Annotated in this window: 19 protein-coding genes; 8 read left to right on the top strand and 11 right to left on the bottom strand. The window is 73.7% G+C overall.

What is annotated here, in order from left to right; all coding sequences use genetic code 11:
• Window positions 1-2: 2 nt before the first annotated feature.
• From ACYVP9_RS21765 to ACYVP9_RS21755, 3 genes are all read right to left on the bottom strand, one after another.
• Window positions 3-983, bottom strand: coding sequence for an aldo/keto reductase (locus ACYVP9_RS21765; RefSeq protein WP_460607067.1), 981 nt, complete (start codon window positions 981-983; stop codon window positions 3-5).
• A 172-nt stretch (window positions 984-1155) separates the two neighbouring features.
• Window positions 1156-2382, bottom strand: a complete 1227-nt coding sequence (locus tag ACYVP9_RS21760; protein WP_460607066.1) for an EAL and HDOD domain-containing protein — start codon at window positions 2380-2382, stop codon at window positions 1156-1158.
• Window positions 2383-2447: 65 nt separating this feature from the next.
• Window positions 2448-3017: a dihydrofolate reductase family protein gene (locus tag ACYVP9_RS21755; RefSeq protein WP_460607064.1), complete on the bottom strand. Its 570-nt coding sequence runs from the start codon at window positions 3015-3017 to the stop codon at window positions 2448-2450.
• A gap of 74 nt (window positions 3018-3091) precedes the next feature.
• Here ACYVP9_RS21755 and ACYVP9_RS21750 point away from each other — a divergent pair, with 74 nt between their 5' ends.
• A complete protein-coding gene (locus ACYVP9_RS21750; RefSeq protein ID WP_460607063.1) occupies window positions 3092-3667 on the top strand; it encodes a TetR/AcrR family transcriptional regulator in 576 nt (191 codons plus the stop codon).
• 51 nt (window positions 3668-3718) lie between these two features.
• On the opposite strand, the gene ACYVP9_RS21745 is transcribed toward ACYVP9_RS21750, so the two are convergent.
• Window positions 3719-4270 carry a TetR/AcrR family transcriptional regulator gene (locus ACYVP9_RS21745; protein WP_460607062.1) on the bottom strand — a complete coding sequence of 184 codons (552 nt, stop codon included), beginning with the start codon at window positions 4268-4270 and terminating at the stop codon, window positions 3719-3721.
• A gap of 76 nt (window positions 4271-4346) precedes the next feature.
• On the opposite strand from ACYVP9_RS21745, the gene ACYVP9_RS21740 reads away from it, so the two are divergent.
• From ACYVP9_RS21740 to ACYVP9_RS21730, 3 genes are all read left to right on the top strand, one after another.
• Complete coding sequence (locus ACYVP9_RS21740) at window positions 4347-5033, top strand: Rossmann-fold NAD(P)-binding domain-containing protein (RefSeq protein WP_460607061.1); 687 nt, start codon at window positions 4347-4349, stop codon at window positions 5031-5033.
• A complete protein-coding gene (locus ACYVP9_RS21735; protein ID WP_460607060.1) occupies window positions 5030-5263 on the top strand; it encodes a hypothetical protein in 234 nt (77 codons plus the stop codon). Before ACYVP9_RS21740 ends, ACYVP9_RS21735 begins: the two co-directional genes overlap by 4 nt.
• A 104-nt stretch (window positions 5264-5367) precedes the next feature.
• Window positions 5368-5793, top strand: coding sequence for a RidA family protein (locus ACYVP9_RS21730; RefSeq protein ID WP_460607059.1), 426 nt, complete (start codon window positions 5368-5370; stop codon window positions 5791-5793).
• Window positions 5794-5799: 6 nt separating this feature from the next.
• Here the strand turns inward: ACYVP9_RS21730 and ACYVP9_RS21725 are convergent, their stop codons facing one another.
• From ACYVP9_RS21725 to ACYVP9_RS21710, 4 genes are all read right to left on the bottom strand, one after another.
• Window positions 5800-9129, bottom strand: coding sequence for a BTAD domain-containing putative transcriptional regulator (locus tag ACYVP9_RS21725; RefSeq protein ID WP_460607058.1), 3330 nt, complete (start codon window positions 9127-9129; stop codon window positions 5800-5802).
• 58 nt (window positions 9130-9187) lie between these two features.
• Complete coding sequence (locus ACYVP9_RS21720; RefSeq protein WP_460607057.1) at window positions 9188-10582, bottom strand: TolB-like translocation protein; 1395 nt, start codon at window positions 10580-10582, stop codon at window positions 9188-9190.
• A complete protein-coding gene (locus ACYVP9_RS21715; RefSeq protein ID WP_460607056.1) occupies window positions 10555-11946 on the bottom strand; it encodes an FAD-binding oxidoreductase in 1392 nt (463 codons plus the stop codon). The genes ACYVP9_RS21720 and ACYVP9_RS21715 overlap by 28 nt, the downstream gene beginning before the upstream one ends.
• A 130-nt stretch (window positions 11947-12076) precedes the next feature.
• On the bottom strand, window positions 12077-12208 hold the full coding sequence (locus ACYVP9_RS21710; protein WP_460607055.1) for a hypothetical protein: 132 nt from the start codon (window positions 12206-12208) through the stop codon (window positions 12077-12079).
• Window positions 12209-12406: 198 nt separating this feature from the next.
• Here ACYVP9_RS21710 and ACYVP9_RS21705 point away from each other — a divergent pair, with 198 nt between their 5' ends.
• The 3 genes from ACYVP9_RS21705 to ACYVP9_RS21695 all read left to right on the top strand — a co-directional run bounded on the left by ACYVP9_RS21705 (window position 12407) and on the right by ACYVP9_RS21695 (window position 15171).
• Window positions 12407-13153: an SDR family oxidoreductase gene (locus tag ACYVP9_RS21705; RefSeq protein ID WP_460607054.1), complete on the top strand. Its 747-nt coding sequence runs from the start codon at window positions 12407-12409 to the stop codon at window positions 13151-13153.
• 43 nt (window positions 13154-13196) lie between these two features.
• The gene (locus tag ACYVP9_RS21700; protein WP_460607053.1) at window positions 13197-14471 is read left to right on the top strand and encodes an MFS transporter; all 1275 of its coding nucleotides are present in this window, start codon (window positions 13197-13199) and stop codon (window positions 14469-14471) included.
• A 70-nt stretch (window positions 14472-14541) separates the two neighbouring features.
• Window positions 14542-15171 carry a TetR/AcrR family transcriptional regulator gene (locus ACYVP9_RS21695; protein WP_460607052.1) on the top strand — a complete coding sequence of 210 codons (630 nt, stop codon included), beginning with the start codon at window positions 14542-14544 and terminating at the stop codon, window positions 15169-15171.
• Window positions 15172-15232: 61 nt separating this feature from the next.
• Here ACYVP9_RS21695 and ACYVP9_RS21690 read toward each other — a convergent pair whose 3' ends face one another.
• Window positions 15233-16474: an MFS transporter gene (locus ACYVP9_RS21690; RefSeq protein WP_460607051.1), complete on the bottom strand. Its 1242-nt coding sequence runs from the start codon at window positions 16472-16474 to the stop codon at window positions 15233-15235.
• 234 nt (window positions 16475-16708) lie between these two features.
• Between ACYVP9_RS21690 and ACYVP9_RS21685 the strand changes: the two genes are divergently transcribed.
• Window positions 16709-16912, top strand: coding sequence for a hypothetical protein (locus tag ACYVP9_RS21685; RefSeq protein ID WP_460607050.1), 204 nt, complete (start codon window positions 16709-16711; stop codon window positions 16910-16912).
• Window positions 16913-16943: 31 nt separating this feature from the next.
• Here ACYVP9_RS21685 and ACYVP9_RS21680 read toward each other — a convergent pair whose 3' ends face one another.
• Window positions 16944-17786, bottom strand: a complete 843-nt coding sequence (locus ACYVP9_RS21680) for a transcriptional regulator (RefSeq protein WP_460607049.1) — start codon at window positions 17784-17786, stop codon at window positions 16944-16946.
• Window positions 17783-18529, bottom strand: coding sequence for a GntR family transcriptional regulator (locus tag ACYVP9_RS21675; RefSeq protein WP_460607048.1), 747 nt, complete (start codon window positions 18527-18529; stop codon window positions 17783-17785). The genes ACYVP9_RS21680 and ACYVP9_RS21675 overlap by 4 nt, the downstream gene beginning before the upstream one ends.
• Window positions 18530-18569: the final 40 nt, after the last annotated feature.

Raw genomic sequence — 18569 nt, 5'->3', positions numbered from 1 at the left:
CGCTACCAGCGGTCGTGCACGAGCGGCCGGACGGTCCGGTCGTAGAGCCTGCGGACGGCGTCCTGGGTGGCGTCGTCGAGCGGGGCGAGGTCGGCGGCGGCGGCGTTCGCCCGTGCCTGCGCGACCGAGCTGGCGCCGGGGATCACGGTCGTGACTCCCGGCTGGTCGATCACCCAGCGCAGCGCGAGCGCCGCGGGTTCGACGCCGAGGTCGTGCGCGATGCCGGCGAAACGCTGCGCGGCATCGACGCCGGTGTCGTACGGCACGCCCGCGAACGTCTCACCCACGTCGAACGCCTCGCCGTGGCGGTTGAACTGCCGGTGGTCGTTCGCGCCGAACGTGGTGTCGCGGGTGAACCGTCCGGACAGCAGGCCCGAGGCCAGCGGTACCCGCGCGATGATCGCCACACCCGCCTCGCGGGCGGCCGGCAGCACCTGCTCGAGCGGCTTCATGCGGAAGGCGTTGAGGATGATCTGGACGCTGGCGACGTGCGGCCGCTCGATCGCGGCCAGCGCCTGCGCGCAGGTCTCGACGCTGACGCCGTAGCGGGCGACGCGGCCCTGCTCGACGAACTCGTCCAGGGCGTCGAACACGGCGTCGCTGGCGTACACGGCGTCGGGCGGGCAGTGCAGCTGCACCAGGTCGAGCGTGTCGACGCCGAGGTTCGCGCGGGACCGGTCGTTCCACTGCCGGAAGTGCGCGAGCGAGTAGTTCTCGAGCGTCTGGTCGGCGCGACGGCCCATCTTGGTGAACACGGTGACGTCGTCGCGGCCCTTCGTGAAGGCGCCGATGAGCGACTCGCTGCGCCCGTTGCCGTACACGTCGGCGGTGTCGAACACCGTGACCCCGGCGTCGACGGAGGCCTGCAGGATCGCGGTCGCGTCCGCCTCGCTCACCTCGCCCCAGTCGGCGCCGAGCTGCCAGGTGCCGAGGCCGACGACGGAGACGGGGCGCCCGAGGCGGGAGGTGTCGCGGTGTTCCATCCGTCCGACTGTAGGGGTCGGTGGGGCTCGCGGTTCCGGGGCCGCCGCCCGGCGGGACGGCGCACCACGGCGAGCCGGCGCGGTGGACCGGATAGCAGAACGGACGAACAACCCGTTCCGGCCCGAGTTCCGGAACGTGAGCGCCCGGACCGGACCCTGCGCTCCTGACGGCTCAGCTCGCGGCGGCCAGCGTGTCGAAGGCCCAGCCGAACCCCTCGGCGAACGCGGCGTCGATCTGCTCGACGGTGAGCTGCGAGCGGGTGTCGAGCGCCGTGGCCCCCACCGGTCCGCCGGGACGGTAGCGGTACTCGGCCGCGTCGCGGACGAGGCGGCCCAGCGGGCTGGTGCCGCCGAAGGCCGCATCGTGCAGGTCGGGGCTGAGCGTGAGGTGCTCGGCGATGTCGGTGGCGGGCATCTCGAGGACCTCGTCGAGCGCCGACAGCAGGCCGGCGGTGAACGCCATGTCGGTGTCGGCCCCGGGCAGGTGGGCGGCGAGCAGTTCGCAGGCGCGGGCCCGGATGAGCACGTTCACGAGCGCCTCGTCGCGTCCGCGGGCCGTCGTCGGACGGGCGAGCAGCAGGGTCAGCCAGCGCCGCACGGCGGTCAGCCCGGACACCACCATCGCCTGCCGCACGGACGTGATGCTGCGGCGCGTGTCGCCCAGGCGGCCGTACGAGGCCATGCGCATGATCTGGTGGGCGAGCGCCGGGTCGCGGCGGATGACGTCCTCGTAGGTGTCGAAGTCCGGGTCCTGGCCCAGCGTGCCGACCGCCGCGCGCAGCCCGGCCACGTCGGCGGCGGCCAGCGAATGTCCGGCCACGAGAGTCGGCCGCTCGAGCGCATAGCCCTGGAACAGCGTGAAGCCGAGCCCGGCGAGCGCCGGGATCGCCGCCCGGTCCTCGATCCGTTCGGCCAGCAGCTCCACCTCGACGTCGCGGCAGCGCTCGACGAGCCGGCGCAGGTCGTCGCGCGGGGTCAGGCCGACGTCGATCTTCACGACGGACGCGTGCGGCAGCAGTGACCAGGTCGTCGCGGCGGGACCGAACTCGTCCAGCGCGATGCCGAAGCCGGCTTCGACCAGAGCTGCGACCCCGGCCTCGACCTCGTCGTCCACCTCGACGGTCGGCAGGATCTGCACCACCGTGCGCTCGGGCGGCAGCACGACGGGCACGATGCCGGTGAGCACCTCCCGTCCGGCGGTGCAGAACAGCAGCTTGTCGCCGGCGACCACGTCGAGGCCGATGTTGAGCGCCCCGAAGATCACCTCGGCGGTCATCTCGCCGGTGCCGGTCGCACGGTTGCCCCGCGAGGCGGTCGGACGGAACAGCAGTTCGTACCCGACCAGCTCGTCCGCCCGGAAGATGCTCTGGCGTCCGACGACGCTCTCCAGCGAACCCATGGTCCTGCCATCGGCAGCGAAAGCGATGTCCGTAGGGCGAACGGGCGGTGGGAGTGACGGTTCGGTCACCGCACGCGGCGGTACTCGCTGATCACGACGCCGGAGCCGTACCGGGTCGACCGCTCCAGCGCGAGCGGGCCGGGGGACGTCCCGTGGAACAGGGGGATGCCGTCACCTCCGATGACGACCGGGTTCACCTTGAGGACGAGCCGGTCGATCCGGTCGGCGAGCGCGGACGCGAGGCGGCCGCCACCGCACAGCCAGACGCCGCTGCCTCCCGGTTCCTCGCGCAGGTCCCGGACGGTCGCGGCCGGGTCGTCGGTGCGGTGCACGCCCGCCGGGAGCCGGCCGGAGCGTGACGTCGCGACGTACTGGCGCAGGTGCGGGTAGGGATCGTCGACGCCCGCCGGCAGGCCGACGGCGTACGTGTTCCACCCCATGACCACGGTGTCGAACACGGCGAGGTCGGGCCGCAGCCCCATCACGTCGAGCGCGGCACCCGGCACCGCGTCGCGGAAGCGCCCCGTCACGACGTCCATGTGGTCGCCTTCGGCGGCGAACATCGAGGAGTCGCCGTCGGGGCCGGCGATGCGCCCGTCGACGGAGCACGCCACGTAGTAGGTCAGTTCTCGCATCGCTCTCCCTCGTCAGTAACCACAACGTCCGTAGTGCTTCGAAACTACCACGGGTGTTGTGGTTGACTTGGTTCATGGTGCGCAACGACGGACGCAGGCAGGAGATCTGCGACGCCGGCCTCGACGTGCTCGCCGAGGAGGGTGCCCGCGGCCTGACGCACCGCGCCCTCGACCGGCGCGCCGGCGTGCCGGCGGGGACGACCGGCAACTACTTCCCGACGCGGGCCGCGCTCGTGCTCGGCCTGGCCGAGCGCATCGAGCAGCGACTGCAGCCGGACGCCGGGCAGGTGGCCGCGATGACCCGGCGGCGGCCGTCGCACCGGTTGCTCGTCGACTACATGCAGTTCCTGCTGCGCCGACTGCTCGACGACCGGGCCGTCACCACCGCGCTGTTCGAGCTGCGGCTGGAGGCGGCGCGGCGGCCGGAGCTCGCCGAGGTCATGGGTGGATGGCTGCGCTCGAACTTCGCCGCCGACGTCGACTTCCACGTCGCCGCCGGACTGCCGGGGACGCCGGCGGACCTGCTGCTCGTGCGGTTCGCGATCGAAGGACTCGCGTTCGACCAGCTCACGCTGCCGGTCGATGCGTCGCTGGACCTGCGGCGGACGGTGACCCGCCTCGTGCAGCGTCTGGTGCCGCGCTCCACCTGACCCGGGTGGCGCCGACGTCCGGGCGCCGAGGGCTCGGCGACGGGCGCCGGCCTACGGCGCGTCACCGTCGACGGCCGAACCGATCCACGGCCGCACGACCTCGTCGATCTGCTCGTCGGTGATCTCGGCGAGGGCGTCGAGGTGCAGGAAGTGCCGCGCCACGACGAGTCCGAGGATGCCCGAGACCGTCAGCGCGGCCCGCAGGTCCGCGTCCGGACCCGACAGGGTCGCGGCGAGGTTGCGGGTGCGCCCGTCCAGGAACTGCTTCATCGCCGCCGTCGCCTCCGGCGCCGTCAGCATCGAGCGCACCAGGGCCCGCGTCTGCGCGGGCGGCTCGCCCAGCCGTGCGTCGAGAACTTGGTCGAGGTGGCCGGACACGTCGTCGCCGGGGGTCTCGGTGCCGAGGTCGATGGCCAGTGCGAACAGGTCGTTCTTGCTGCCGTAGTGCTGGATGACCAGCGACGGATCGACCCCCGCGCGCGCCGCGATGCCGCGGACGGTGGTGGCCTGCAGGCCGTGGTCGGCGAACTCGGCGCGGGCGGCGTCGAGGATCTTGCGGCGGGTGCTCTCGCGCTGGGCGGCGCGTCCGGTGTGAGCCGTCATGCATTCACTCTACAAGCGTTGAGCGAGTGGCGTACCGTCAATTCGGTCAACAAGCGTTGAGCGAAGGAGACAGGGCATGACCACCACCCATCCCGACGTCCTGGTGATCGGGGCGTCGCGCGGGCTCGGACTCGCGATCACCGCCGAGTACCTCGCGCGCGGCGCGCGGGTCGTCGCCACCGAACGCCACGCCGCCCCGGGGTTGCGCGACCTGTCCGGGCCGCGGCTCGAGATCGAGCACGTCGACATCGCCGAACCCGGGCAGGTGCAGCAGCTGCACGACCGCCTGGCCGGGCGCAGCTTCGACCTGCTGTTCGTCGTGGCCGGCATCACCAACAATCGGTACGAAACTCCAACCGACGTGGCGACCGAGGTGTTCGAGCGCGTCATGGTCACCAATGCGCTCGCTCCGATGCGGACGGTCGAGACGCTGCGCGACCTCGTGCGCGCGGGCGGCACCATCGCCGTCATGAGCTCCGGGCAGGGCAGCGTGGCGAACAACGAACGGGGCGGGTTCGAGATCTACCGGGCCAGCAAGTCCGCGCTCAACCAACTGATGCGCAGCTACGCCGCCCGGCGGCGCGACGACGGGCACACCCTGCTGCTCACCGCGCCCGGCTGGGTGCGCACCGAGCTCGGCGGACCGGAGGCGGCGCTCACCGTCGAGCAGAGCATCCCCCGCCTGGTCGACGCCGTCGACGCCCGCCACGGGCAGGGCGGCCTGCAGTTCGTCGACTACCGCGGCGAGACGGTGGCGTGGTGATCGGCGAGCAGCGGCTCGTCGCGATCGAGGAGCACTGGATGCCGGCCGAGCTGGCCGACGCGCTCGACGGTCGTGACCCCTCGTGCTGTTCCGGCTCGACGGCGTCGACGCGCTCGCCCGGGTCTCCCGGCGCAGCGCGCGGGCTTCGCCGCCGACAACGCCGTCCGGCTGTTCGGGCTGCCCGGGTGAGCGCGCCCGCGGTCGGCTCCGGGATCGCGGGCGTGCCTTGACGTCCGCTTGCAGCGGCCGTCCGCCCGGGGGCACGTGACCGCAGGAAGGCGTCAAGCGCGGGGGGCGACGCTGTGCCGGTCAGCCACCGTCGAGAGGACACACGATGACCATCACCACCGACCCCGCGACCCGTGACGGGGTGCAGCGGATCAACCCGTCGACCTGGTCGGCGGCGTTCGGCTACGACCAGGCCCAGCTCAGAGCGGCGCCGACGCGGGTGCTCACCCTGGCCGGCCAGGGAGCCGTCGACGCCGGCGGGAGGTTGCTGCACGCCGGCGACGTCGCCGCCCAGATCGCGACGAGCATGCAGAACGTCGAGGACCTGCTCACCCGCGCCGGGATGACCTGGGCCGACGTCACCCGCATGACCGTGTACACGACCGACATGGACGCGACGTTCGCCGGCTACGGAGCCATCGCCGGACGGCTCGCCGCGGCCGGCGCCACACCGCCGGCGACGCTGCTCGGCGTCGCGCGGCTGGCGCTCCCCGGGATGGCCGTCGAGATCGAGGTAACCGCGGCGCGGTGAGACGGTTCAGCGATCGAGCGCTGCGGCCAGCCGGTCGCAGCGCTCGATCCACGTCGCGCCGCGGTTGCGGACGCACAGCTCGCGTGCGGTGGCGAGATGCCGCCACGCCGCCGCGGTGTCACCCTGCCGCGAGGCGAGGCGGGCCAGCACGAACCCGACCGGACCGACGACAGGCCCCTGGCCGAGCGAGACGAGGCGGCCGGCGTGCGGTTCGAGCACGGCGAGCATGGGCGCCGCGAGGTCGTCGAGCTCGAGGTCGGCGACGACCGTGCCCAGCACGAGCATGTGGGCCAGCGTCGCCCAGATCCACGGGGCCGGGGTGTCGAGCCGGGCGGCCACCAGCTCGTGCGCGCGCTCGCGGTCGCCCGTGCGTGCAGCGGTGAGCGCCGCCCACACGCCGGCCTCGTACCCCTCGTGCCCGGCGAACTCGGCGACGTCCGTCCCGCCCTCGTCGAAGGCGAGCATGCGCCGCACCATGTCGCCGAACCCGGCGTCGTAGAGCTCGGTACGCCGGTGCGCCTCGACGGCCTCGCCGTGCACCCGCCAGGCCGCGGCCAGGCCGTGGTGCCATTGGGCGTCGCCCACCTCCATCCAGCGCAGCTGGGCACGCACGACGGGAAGGCGGGCCTCGTCGCTGGCCGCCACCCCGAGACGCAGGTGGCGCTGCATGCCGGGTACGTCGCCGATCAGCACCTGCGACATCGTCCGGGCGCTGTGGGCGAAGGCGAGATCGGCGCCGCGCCGCGACCGGGGCAGCCGCAGCAGCCGCTCGAGCAGCACCTCGCACTCCTCGGCGTGGGTGGCCTCGCCGACGAAGGCGAGGACACGACCGAGGATCGCGTCGGCGAGCAGCTCGGGGTCGCCGCCCGCCTCGGCCAGTTCCAGCGCCAGGCGGGTATGGGCCTCGGGCACCGAACGGTCGGGGTCGTAGCAGAGCCCGACGCCGAGCGCGGCGAGCACGCGCACCCGCGCGGCGGTGTCGTCGGCGACGAAGTCCAGCAGCCCGCTCAGCCGCGCGATCAAGGCGCCGGGGTCCTGGTCGAAGACCGCCCACGGCCAGGTGCCGGAGGCCCGCAGCAGGGTGGCGGCGAGCCGTCCGGCGGTCGACGTCCGTCCCGCGCGGGCGGCGTCGAGCAGCCCGGCGTCGACGACCTCCATGACCCGCAGCCGGCGTCCGGCGCGGACGAGCGCCTCGACGCGTGCGACGAGGAGGTCGTCGCGTTCCTGCGGGTCCTGCTCGTGCGACGGCAACGCCTCGTGGGCGGCGATCGCGCCCTCCCACCACTCGACGGCGGTCTCCGAGGAGGTGCGCTCCTCGGCCTGCAGTGCGGCGGCCCGGCAGGCCTCCAGCAGTTCGCGCGGGTCGGCGAGCGGACCTGCGTCGGTGAGGTGGCGGGCGCGCCGGGTGATGCTGTCGCCGCCGGATGTCATCAGGTGCGCGGCCACCCGCGCGTGCAGTCGCTGCCGGCGCAGCGGAGACAGGCCGCGCAGGATCTCCTCGCGCAGCAGCGCGTGCGTGAAGCCGTAGCCCGCACCGCCGTGTCCCGCCTCGATGATCGCGGCGTCGGCGGCGGCGTCGAGCAGGTCGACGACCTGGGCGCGGGGCAGGTCGGCGACCTGCGCGAGCAGGCCCAGGTCGATGACGTCGCCGATCACGGCGGCGACCTGCAGCAGCGGGACGACGTCGTCGCCCAGGGTGTCGATGCGACGGGCGAGCACACCGCGCACGGCGAGCGGCACCTCGCCGCGGGCACGCTGGTCGGGCGGCAGCCGCGCGTACTCGCAGACGAACAACGGGTTGCCCTGGGTGCGGGCGGCCAGGGTACGTGCCTCGCCGTCGTCGATCGTCTCGCCGGCGATGCGGCTCGCCAGGGCGGCGATGTCGGACTGCTCGAGCGGGGGCACCGCGACCTGCCGGGCGCCCGGGCCGCGCAGCACGCCGCCGGCGACCGTCCGGGTCGTCGATGCCGACTCCGACGCCGACTCGGCGTCCCGCACCGTGACCACCGTCAGGACCGGGGTGTCGGCGAGCGCGGTGGTCAGGTACGCCAGGCATCCGAGGGTGGCGGGATCGGCCCACTGCAGGTCGTCGACGAGCATCGCGAGCGGTGCGCGGGCCGCGGCGGCGACGAGCAGGTCGCGCACGCGCTCGTAGACGGCGAACCGGCGGGTGTCGGCGCCGACGTCGGACGGCGCGTCGAGCACGGTGTCCGGATCGGCCCCGAGTTCGCGGACGACCTCGCGCAGCGGCCACCACGCCGGCGCAGCGGCCTCGTCCAGGCAGCGGCCGCGGACGGCGCGCGCGCCGCGGGCCGCGGCCTCCGCGAGCACCGCCTCGGCCAACCGGGTCTTGCCGATGCCGGCCGGGCCGGTGAGCACCAGGGCACGTCCGGAGCCGGAGACCATGTCGGCGAGCAGCGTCCGCGCCACGCCGAGCTCGTGATCGCGTCCCACGAGCTCCGACGCGGTGGCCGGACCATCGGGCAGCGCGTCCACCGCAGCGGCAGGGCCCGGGTCCGCGGTCGCGACGCCGTGCGTCACAGCGGCTCGCTCGTGCGGGAAGCTCGCCGTCCACTCCTCCTGGCGCAGCAGCGCCAACCGGGTCCGCTGCAGCTCCTCGGCGGGGTCGATGCCCAGGTCGTCGCCGAGCTGCGCGGCGTAGCGGGCGTAGGCCTCGAGGGCCTCGGCCGTCCGTCCGTCCTGGTGCAGGGCGAGCATCTCCAGGCGCCGGATCTCGTCGCGGTAGGGGGCGTCGAGCGCGAGTGTCCGGGCGGCGACGACCGCTTCGTCGGGCCGGCCGAGGGCGAGCAGGCAGGTCAGCCCGGCCACCGCCACGTCGACCCGTTGCCCGTCGAGGGTCTCGGCCTCGGACCGGAACCACGACGCGTCCCCGAGGTCGGCGAGCACCGGTCCGCGCCAGATGCGCAGCGCCTGCTGCGAGGTGGCGAGCGCCTGCGGCCACGAGCCGGCCGTGACGTGGGAGCGGACGGTGCCGGCGAGGGCGGTGAACTCGTCGGCGTCGAGCGTCCCGGGTTCGGTCGTGAGCCGGTAGCCGGGGGAGCGGCGGCTCACGGCCGACACGCCCGTCCGTTCGTCGCGCAGCATCGTCCGCAGCCGCGACACGTAGACCTGCAGGCCGGCCGCCGCGCTCGTCGGTTGCTCCTCGCCCCAGACGATGGTCAGGAGGCGGTCGGACGGGACGATCCGGCCGCGTGCCAGCAGCAGCGCGGCCAGGACCGTCCGTTGTTTGGGCGTCCCGAGGTCGACCGGCGACCCGTCGCGCAGGACCTCGAGCGGGCCGAGGATGCGGTAGGTGGGACCGGGTCCAGTCGTCATGGCGAGCCCATTCATACACGGCGGGTCGCGCGGCCCCGACGGGTCCGCGCGACCGGCCTCAGCGGTGGCGGGAGATCGTCACGGCGGCGGAGGTCCGGCGGGTCGTGCCGCCGCTGCCGTGCGCGGTCACCCGCACCGACACGCGGGCGCCGGCGTCGCGCCGGGTCAGGTGGTACGACGCCTTCGTCGCGGCGTGCACCGGCCGGCCGTTGCGCAGCCACTGGTAGGTGATGCGGGGTCGCATGGTCCAGTTGCCGCGGGTGGCGTGCAGGACCCGTCCGACCTTGTGGAGTCCGGTGATGCGCGGGCGTGCGGTGTTCTCGGGGGCGGGCACCGAGTACCGGGCCGCCGAGAAGCTGGGTTGCGTGGCGTCGGCGAGGACCTTGTGGGGCTGGTGGCAGGCGGTGGGCCCGTCGACCATCCAGACGGCGCCGTTCAGCGTCCAGGCGAGGGTGTGGCCGTCGGCCGAGAACGCGGGCCCGGCGAGGTCCTTCTCCACGTTGGTCTCGCACAGCGGCGTGGGAAGCCGGGGTGTGGTGCCGCCACGGACGGGGCCGTTGACCCGCGACCACAGCACGGCCTTGCTCGTGCCCCAGCCGGCGATGGTGGCCACGAGGGTGCCGTCCCGTGACACGGCGGGGTCGCTCAGGTCGTCCCAGCCGTTCTGGATCTCGCTGTCGCGGAACCAGTGACGGTGCGTGCCGTCGACGTCGTCGAGGTTGATCTCGGCCAGCTGCCCGCCGCCCTGGACGGTGCGGTCGTTGCCGATCCAGCTGGGGGAGTCGAACTCGGTGATGTCGTGCCGCTGCGGCGGGGTGAGGTGGTCTGCGGCGGTGTACGCGGTGGCGAAGCGGGTGGAGCAGAGCGCGGCCGGCGGGCACTCGAACAGGGCGTGCGTGTACGCGATCAGCCGCCCGTCGGGCGAGACGGCGACGTTCGCCGGCGTGCCGTCCATCCAGTGGCCGACGGAGTTCTTCAACGGCGGCGGGTCGATGGTGTTCAGCACCCGTCCGGACGGGGTCATCCGGTAGATCAGACCCCGCCGGGCGGCCACGACGACGCCGGTGTCGGCCTGGCTCGGTGTGGACCAGGCGGCCGCGTACGTGCCGTTCGTGGTCAGGGCACGTGCGCGGGTGCCGTCGGCGCGGGCGATCCAGACGTTGTAGTGGCGGACGAACACGAGCGTGCCGTACGCCGAGTGCGTCGACTGCGATGCCTGCGCGGGCACCGGGGCAGCGGCCGCCGGGGCGGCGACGGACACCGTGCCGGCGGCGCCGGCGATCAGGGCGAGGGTCGCCAGCGGACGGGACAGGGACGAGAAGCGTGACATGACAGGACTCCAGTGGGTGGTGGGGTCGCGGGCGCGGCCCGACGGTGGTGGGGGCGCGGCGCGGCCGGAGGACGAGAGGTGGTGCGGCAGGACGCTCAGCGGTACGGACGCAGGTGCTGGCATCCGGCGATCGTGGCGTCGGGGTCGTACGCCTCGGCGGCGCGGGCGAGACGGTGCAGCGTGGGTGCGTCGTGCACCGACCGCAGCCAGGCACCGTCCGTGCCGGGGGCGAAGTTCGGCATCCGGAACCCGGTCGACCACGGCGCGAGCGCGTCCGTCAGCCCGCGGGCGTGGGCGGCGACCGCGCCGACCGCGGGGGGCACGCCGAGACCGATCGTCAGCAGCGAGTACTCGCCGTCGCGGAAGCCGACGGCGCTCGTGGCGGCGGTGACGTCGGCGACGGCGCCGCCGAGCTGACGCAGTTCGACGATGATCTGCGGCGCGTCGATCTGCGGGCCGGCCGCGGCCAGGATCGCGTCGACGGCGGCGGCGTCGAGCCGTCCGAGCATGGCGTGTGCCTCGTGTGTCGGCATGGGGTCGACCGGGTCGGCGTGCACGACACCGAGAGCGGCGTAGGGCATCGGCGCGACGGTGTCGACGATCGGCGCCGCGACGGCACGGACGGGGGCGAGGACCTGCGCGCCGCGGGCGTGGTCGCCCGTCCACGCGAACCGGACCGCCACCGTGAGCCGGCCCGCCAGCGGCGGCGGCACGCCGGGCAGCGCCGGCAGCCGCAGCAGGGCCACCGACGTGGTGGCCTCGCGAGGCAGCGTCGTCGACCAGGCGGCCCACGCGTGCAGCACCGCGTGCGCGTCCGCGCCGTCGAAGTAGACGGCGCCGCCGTAGATCTCCGCGATCGGCAGCAGCTCGAACTCGAGCGCGGTCACGATGCCGAGCAGGCCCTTGCCGCCACGCAGCCCCCAGAACAGTTCGGGGTTCTCGGTGGGGGTGGCGCGGCGCAGCTCGCCGTCACCGGTCACGACGTCGAAGGCACGGACGCGGTCGGACGCGAGCCCGAGTGTGCGGGCCAGCGGCCCGGCGCCGCCGCCGGTGGTGTAGCCGACGACCCCGACACCGGGGGCCGACCCGGCCAGCCCGGCCAGTCCGTGGGGCGCACCGGCCTCGAGAACGGCCGCCCAGGTGACGCCGGCCTCGACACGGGCGATCGCGGTGTCCGGGTCGATCCGCAGTCCGGTCATCCGCCGGGTCGAGACCAGCAGCAGGCCGTCGAGGTCTCCGGCGGCGCCATGGCCGGTGGCCTGCACGCTCACGCGCAGGCCGCACCGCCGTGCGAGGCGCACGGCGGCGACGACGTCGTCCGCGCAGGTCGCGTCGACGACGGCCACCGGCCGCCTCGCGACCGCGACGTTCCACGCGGCGACCGCCGCGTCGTAGGAGTGCGTCCCGGGCAGGTGCAGCACCGAGGCGGTGCCGCCCAGCTGGGCGAAGCCGTGCTCGAGGGTGTCGGTGGGGCTCAAGGTGGTCATGGTCGGGTCCTCTGCTGGTGCGTTCGGTTGACGCACGCAGCCTGTGGTCCCGTCCTTGCCGATTCCCTTCGGTCCCGCCCGGACGGCCTTGCAGGAACCTTGACGCCCGCCCGCGACGCTCGGGGCGGGGTCAGGGACGCGGGTCGCCGCCGTCCGGGTGCGGCAGCATCACGGTGAGCAGGAACCACTCCGCCTCGACGATCATCTCCGCGGCCCGTACCACCAGCTCGGCGGGATCGTCGACCTGCTGCTCGTCACCCATGCGTCCAGCGTCCGCCCGGCCCCCCGGGGCCGAGGAAGAGGACGAGACCGAACAGTGACGCACCGATCGGCGGCCCGGGCCGGCCGTCCACGGGTCGGAGGTGCAGCGGGTCACATGCCCGACCCGGTTCTTGACTGTTCAGTCTAAAACTGTCTAGGTTCGAGACTGTTCAGTCAACAACTCGCTACGGAGCATCTCATGACATCAGCACTGCAGGGAAGGACCGCCCTCGTGACCGGGGGTACCTCGGGCATCGGGCTGGCGGTCGTCCGCCGGTTCGTGGCAGAGGGGGCGCACGTGATCGTCACCGGACGGCGCCAGGCGCAGCTCGACGCGGTGGCCGCGGAGTTCGGCGACGCGGTGACCACGGTGCGGGCCGACGCCTCGGACCCCGCCGACGTCGCGGCGCTGTTCGCGACCGTGGCCGCGCGCGGAACCGGCTTGGACGTCGTGCACGCGAACGCCGGCGGCGGCAGCATGAAGCCGCTGGCCGACGTGACGGCGGACGACATCGACACCGTGTTCGCGACCAACGTGCGCGGCACCGCGCTGACGGTGCAGGGTTCGCTGCCACTGCTCAACGACGGCGCCGCCGTCGTCGTGACCGGCTCGACCGCCGGATCCGGCAAGGAGCGCGACTTCGGCGTGTACGGCGCCTCGAAGGCGGCGATCGCGACCATGACCCGCACCTGGGCGGTCGAGCTCGCGCCGCGCGGCGTCCGCATCAACACCGTGATCCCCGGGCCCACCGAGACGCCCGGGCTGACCGGTCTGGCGCCCGGCCACGAGGACGCTCTGCTGCAGCAGATCGCCGCCGGCGTGCCGCTCGGACGAGTGCTCCGCGCCGAAGAGGTCGCGGCGGCGGTGCTGTTCCTCGCGTCCGACCAGAGCTCCGCCATGACGGGCAGCGAGCTCGTCGTCGACGGCGGCGTCTCCGTCGCCTGAACCACCCCCGTCCCTCGCACCTCTCCCGGACAAGGACCTGGCCATGACCATCACTGCCACTCGAGCCCACGCGTCCACTCGCGTCCGTCACGCCGGCGGACGGGACGCGGCGACCGGCTCCGCGTCACGCCGGGGCTGGCTCGGCGTCGTCTCCGTCGCCCTCGGCTCCTTCGCGATCATCCTGTCGGAGTTCCTGCCCATCGGCGTGCTGCCGTCCATCGCCGCCGGTCTCGGCGTCGGCATCGGGACGGCCGGTCTGATGGTCGTCCTCACCGGTCTCAGCGCGGCGGTCGCCGCACCGGTCGTCACCGTGGCGACCTCGCGGGTCGACCGCCGCCGCGTGCTGCTCGGTCTGGTCGTGCTGCTGATCGTGTCGGACGGCCTGGCCGCACTCGCGCCGTCCTTCGGTGTGCTGCTCGTGGCCCGGGTGCTGCTGGGGTCGAGCCTCGGTGGGTTCTGGGCCATCGGGGCCGGCATGGCCGGACGCCTGGTCGGCGAGGCGGATGCCATCCGCGCGACGGCGCTCATCACCGCGGGGATCTCGGTCGCGACCGTGGTCAGCCTGCCGCTCGGGGCGGCGGTGTCCGCGTTCGCGAGCTGGCGGCTCGCGTTCGTGATCGGCGCTGCGATCGGCGTCGTCGCGCTCGTGCTGCAGCTCGCGACCGTGCCGAGCGTTCCGTCCACGCACCGCGTCCGCATGTCGTCGCTCGGCGCGCTGCTGACCGTGCCCCGGGCGCGCGCCGGGCTCATCGCCTCCGCCTTCCTGTTCTCCGCGCAGTTCGCCGCCTACACCTTCGTCTCGCCCTACCTGCGTGATCTCGTCGTGCTCGGTCCCGCGGCGGTCACCTTCGCGCTGCTGCTGTTCGGCATCGCCGGCATCGTGGGCAACTTCGTGGCCGGCGTGACGCTCGGCCGCAGCGTGATCGGCACGGCCGGCGTCGCTCAGGTCGTGCTCGGGGCCGCCGTCGTGGCGCTGCCGCTGCTGGCGCACTCGCTGCCGTCGGTGTTCGCGCTCCTGGCGGCGTGGGGCTTCGTGTGGGGCGCGCTCCCGCTGGCCATGCAGACGTGGATGGCGAAGTCCTCGCCGGCCGGTTCGGAGACGGGCCTCGCACTCTTCGTCACCACCATCCAGCTCGCCGTGTCCGTGGGGTCGATCCTCGGTGGCGTCGCCGTCACCGCGGTCGGCATCGCAGCCGACTTCTGGCTGGCCGGGGCGGTCGCGCTGCTCGGCGCCGCGGTGTTCCTGGTGCTCGGTTCGCGGCACGCGTCCGATCGCATCGGGACCACGCCCACCCGGGACGACGCCCGGACCGCCTAGCCACCCTGCGCCCGCGCGTGCGGCACGATCGACGACGCGCCTCATGCATCCCCACCCCAGGAGGACGACGATGCCCAGACCCCGCACCTTCGACGAGGCCGACGTCGTCGCGCGTGCGCGCAAGGCGTTCGCCGAGACGGGCTTCGCCGGTACGTCCCTCGACGCCCTGCTCGAGGCGACGGGCCTGGCGCGCCAGAGTCTGTACAACGCGTTCGGCGGCAAGAAGGAACTGTTCATGCGGGCGTTCCTCAGCGACGTCGCCGAGGCCGTCGGCGCCGTGGAGGCCATTCGGCAGGGCGAACAGAGCCCCATCGTGCGCATCCGCTCGCAGCTGGTGAAGGTCGCCGTGGAGCACGGGTCGGCGCAGACGGCACCGTCGCTGTTCACCAAGGCGGCGGTCGAGCTCTCGACGCAGGACGCCGACGTCGCCTCGGCCGTGGCGGCCGCGTTCGACTCGATGCGCACGCACTACTCCGCGTGCATCGCCGAGGCCGTCGACGCCGGCGAGATCAGTGACACGGCCGACTCCGACGCCCTCGGCGCGTACTTCTGTGCGGTGATCGAAGGCATGTCGACGCTGGGTGGAACCGGGGTCGACCGCGCCACCCTGCTCGGCATCGGCCTGACCAGCATGGCGGCGATCCCGTTGACCGACCTGGGCCGCGAGCACCTCGGCACCGGCGACGGCGACTGGACCTGACCGAGCAATGCCGACATGCGTCGCGCCCGGCGGGACGGCCTGGCGGGTCGCCGGCCACGGGTCAGCGGCTGTTCGCCTCGACGCCGCGCGGCAGTCCGTCGTCGGACGGCGCTGCCGCCGCCCGGGTGCCGGCGGCCGTCCGTCCGGCGTACACCGCGATGCCGAGACCCAGCAGCGCGAGACCGGCGGCCACGAGGTTGGGCGAGCTGTAGCCGTAGCCGGCGGCGATCGTCAGGCCGCCGAGCCAGGCGCCGATCGAGTTCGCGACGTTGAACGCCGAGTGCATCGACGCCGCGGACAGGTTCGGGGCGCCGCCGGCCAGGGTGATCAACCGCGACTGCACCGCGGGCAGCATCGCCATCGCGGCGAACGGCAGCAGCGCGACCCACACGGCGGCCGTGATCTTGTTGCGGTCGGTGACGAAGAACAGCGCCGCGATCACGGCCTCCGACCCGAGCGCGAGGTAGACGGTCCCCATGAGGTTGCGGTCGGCGAGGCGGGCGCCGACCAGGTTGCCGGCCGTCATGCCGACACCGAAGAGCACCAGCAGCAGCGGCACGCTCGACTCGGCGTACCCGGCGACCCGCGTCATCATCGGCGTGATGTAGCTGAACGTCGCGAACATCGCGCCACCGCCCACCACCGCGACCGCGAGGGTGAGCCACACCTGCGACTGCGTGAACGCACGCAGTTCGTGCGCGAGGCGTGGTGCGTCCGCGCCCACGAGCCGCGGCGGCTTCGACACCGTGAACGCGATGGCCAGGGCGGCGAGCACCTCGAGCACCGCGATGCCGGCGAAGACCTCACGCCAGCCGATGTGCTGGCCCAGGATGGTCGTGACGGGGACGCCGACGATGTTGGCCACGGTGAGGCCCGCGAACACGATGCCCATGGCCTGACCGCGCCGGCCGACGTCCACCAGGCCCGAGGCGACGACCGTCGCGACCCCGAAGTAGGCGCCGTGCGGCAGCCCGGACAGGAACCGGAAGACCACCAGGGACGCGAAGCCGGGAGCGAGCGCCGACCCGACGTTGCCGGCCGCGAGCGCGAGCACCAGCCCGATCAGCAATCCCTTGCGCGGCAGGCCGACCGTCATCGCGGTCAGCAGCGGCGCGCCCACCACGACACCGAGCGCGTACGCGGAGATCAGGTACCCGGCCGTCGGGATGCCGACCTTCACATCGGACGCGACGTTCGGCAGCAGCCCCAGGATGACGAACTCGCCGGTGGCCAGCCCGAAGCTGCCGGACGCCAGCGCGAGAAGCGCGCGGCGCACCGGAGCGAGACGGGCGGGGGAGGGCACAGCGAGGCCTTTCGCAGGAGGGCAACGGTCGAGCCAACAACGCTCGTCCCCGCAGGTGTTCCCGCACGTCGCGATCACCAGCGGACGATCGAGCATCCGTCCGGCCGCGCTGCTCGCCGGCGTCGGGGACCCGATTCGTGCACCAGGTCCCACCTGCGGCGGCCCCGTGACACGCCCGCGAAGATCACACTGCGGACGACCCACGGCGCGACGATGCCGACCTAGCGTCGTCCCATGCGTCATCGTCACAGCCCGCGGGACCCGCGGCATGCCCGTCGCAACGTCGGCCTCCGCGTCCGGGTCACGGGTCGCGACGACCTGGGCACCGTGCTCAGCTGGCCGGCGAATCCCGACGGCCACACCGTCGTCGTCGTCCGGTTCGACGACGACGAGACCCGGTACTACTCCGCCCGGCACGTCCGGCTCGCGTCCGCCTGACGGCCGTCCCGCCACCGTCCGACGGGTCGGGTCATCGCACCTTCGGCGCCGAGGCGGTGAGCCGTCCGACGGCGTCGACCGGCATCCCGGTGGCCGCGGCGATGGCATCGCCCGCGCCGGATGGGGCGGACACGAGGACGCAGGTGCTCGACCCGGCCGAGATCGTCACGTCGATGCCGTGGCCATCGATCAGCTCGAGCCGCAGTCCCGCGAGGGCCGCGAGGTCGGCGGCCTCGCGGGCGACGCCGCGGCTGCCCACGGGCAGGATCTCGTGGACGTCGGCGAGCGACAGCAGCGCTGCCACCTCGCGTGGTGTCACGACGTCCGGGTCGGACTCGGCGTACGGGACGGTGAGCCCGTCCTTCGGCGTGCCGACGACGTAGACGGTGTCGCCCGGCTGCGCATCGCCGAGCCGCAATTCGTCGTCGGCGGCGACGCCGACGACGGAGACCCCGACACTGGTCTGAGTCGTGGCGATGTTGGTCTCGTCGCTGCCGGTGACGACGGGCCGGTGGCCCGACAGGGCAACACAATCGGCGATGCCGAGAAGCACGGCCCGGCCGGACGCGCTCGTCCGGTCCATCCCCAGCGTGTCGATGAGCACGACGGGCCGGGCACCTGCCGCCATGACCTCCATGAGCGGAACCTTCGCGGCCGCGAAGCCGGTGTCGCGGGGTGGCTGGTGGAGTCGGTCGTCGGGGAGGTCGCCGATGCCGGCGTTGACGTCACACGCGATCACCGTGACGAGTCGGCCTTGGCGCGTCAGCAGGAGGTCGCGCACACGGGCGACGGCGTCGCTCGCGGGCCTGTCGAGTCGGTGGGCGTCCAGCAGATCGACCGGCAGCCGTGGTGACGGGGTGATCCCGGCCGTCATCGGGCTGCGACCCCAGGGTCGATGGTGAGACTGAAGCGGGCGGCGTCGTAGAGCGCGCGGGCGTGCTCGACCGCGGTCCCGGCCGTGTCGACCGCGGTGGACGTGTACGCGAGCAGTGGGGCTCCGAACGGCAACCGGAGTTGCGTGGCGTGGTCGTCGTCGGCGCGCACGAGATCGACCCGCGCCTCGGCGTGGGACAGGTGCACATCGGCGTCGGCGAGCAGGCGGTAGAGCGAGGCGCCGGCCGCCAGGTCGTCGAGACGTCGCTCGACCAGCTCGCCGGCCGGGCGCAACAACCACGACTCGAGGAGGATCGCCGGCGCCGGGCCGATGGTGATGGAGCGCCGCAGGTGAAACGCCCTGACGCGGCTGCGCAACCCCAACGCACCGCGCGGTTCGGGCAGGGGGGCGTCCCACGCGGCCTGCAGAACGGTGACGTCGAAGGCGACGCCCGCGTCGCGGAGGCTCGACGTGGCTCCGGCCATCATGCGGATGGCATAGGGCAGCGGCCGTTGCGACACGAATGTGCCCCGTCCGGAGGCTCGCTGGATGTACCCGGCCTGGACGAGAGCGGCGAGCGCGGTGCGGACGGTGATGAGCGAGACGCCGAGATCGTCGGCGTACTGGCGTTCGGTCGGCAGCTGCGCGCCGGGCGCCAACCTGCCCTGGGTGATGTCCTGGACGATCGAGCGCCGCACCTGTTCCTGCAACGACCCCACGCCGTCGAGCACGCCGATGCCCATGATCCCCCTCCTCCCGGAACACCTTTCGCGAAAGATTATA

The sequence above is a fragment of the Jatrophihabitans fulvus genome (genome assembly GCF_054781375.1).
This window is presented reverse-complemented; position numbering and strand designations above follow the sequence as displayed.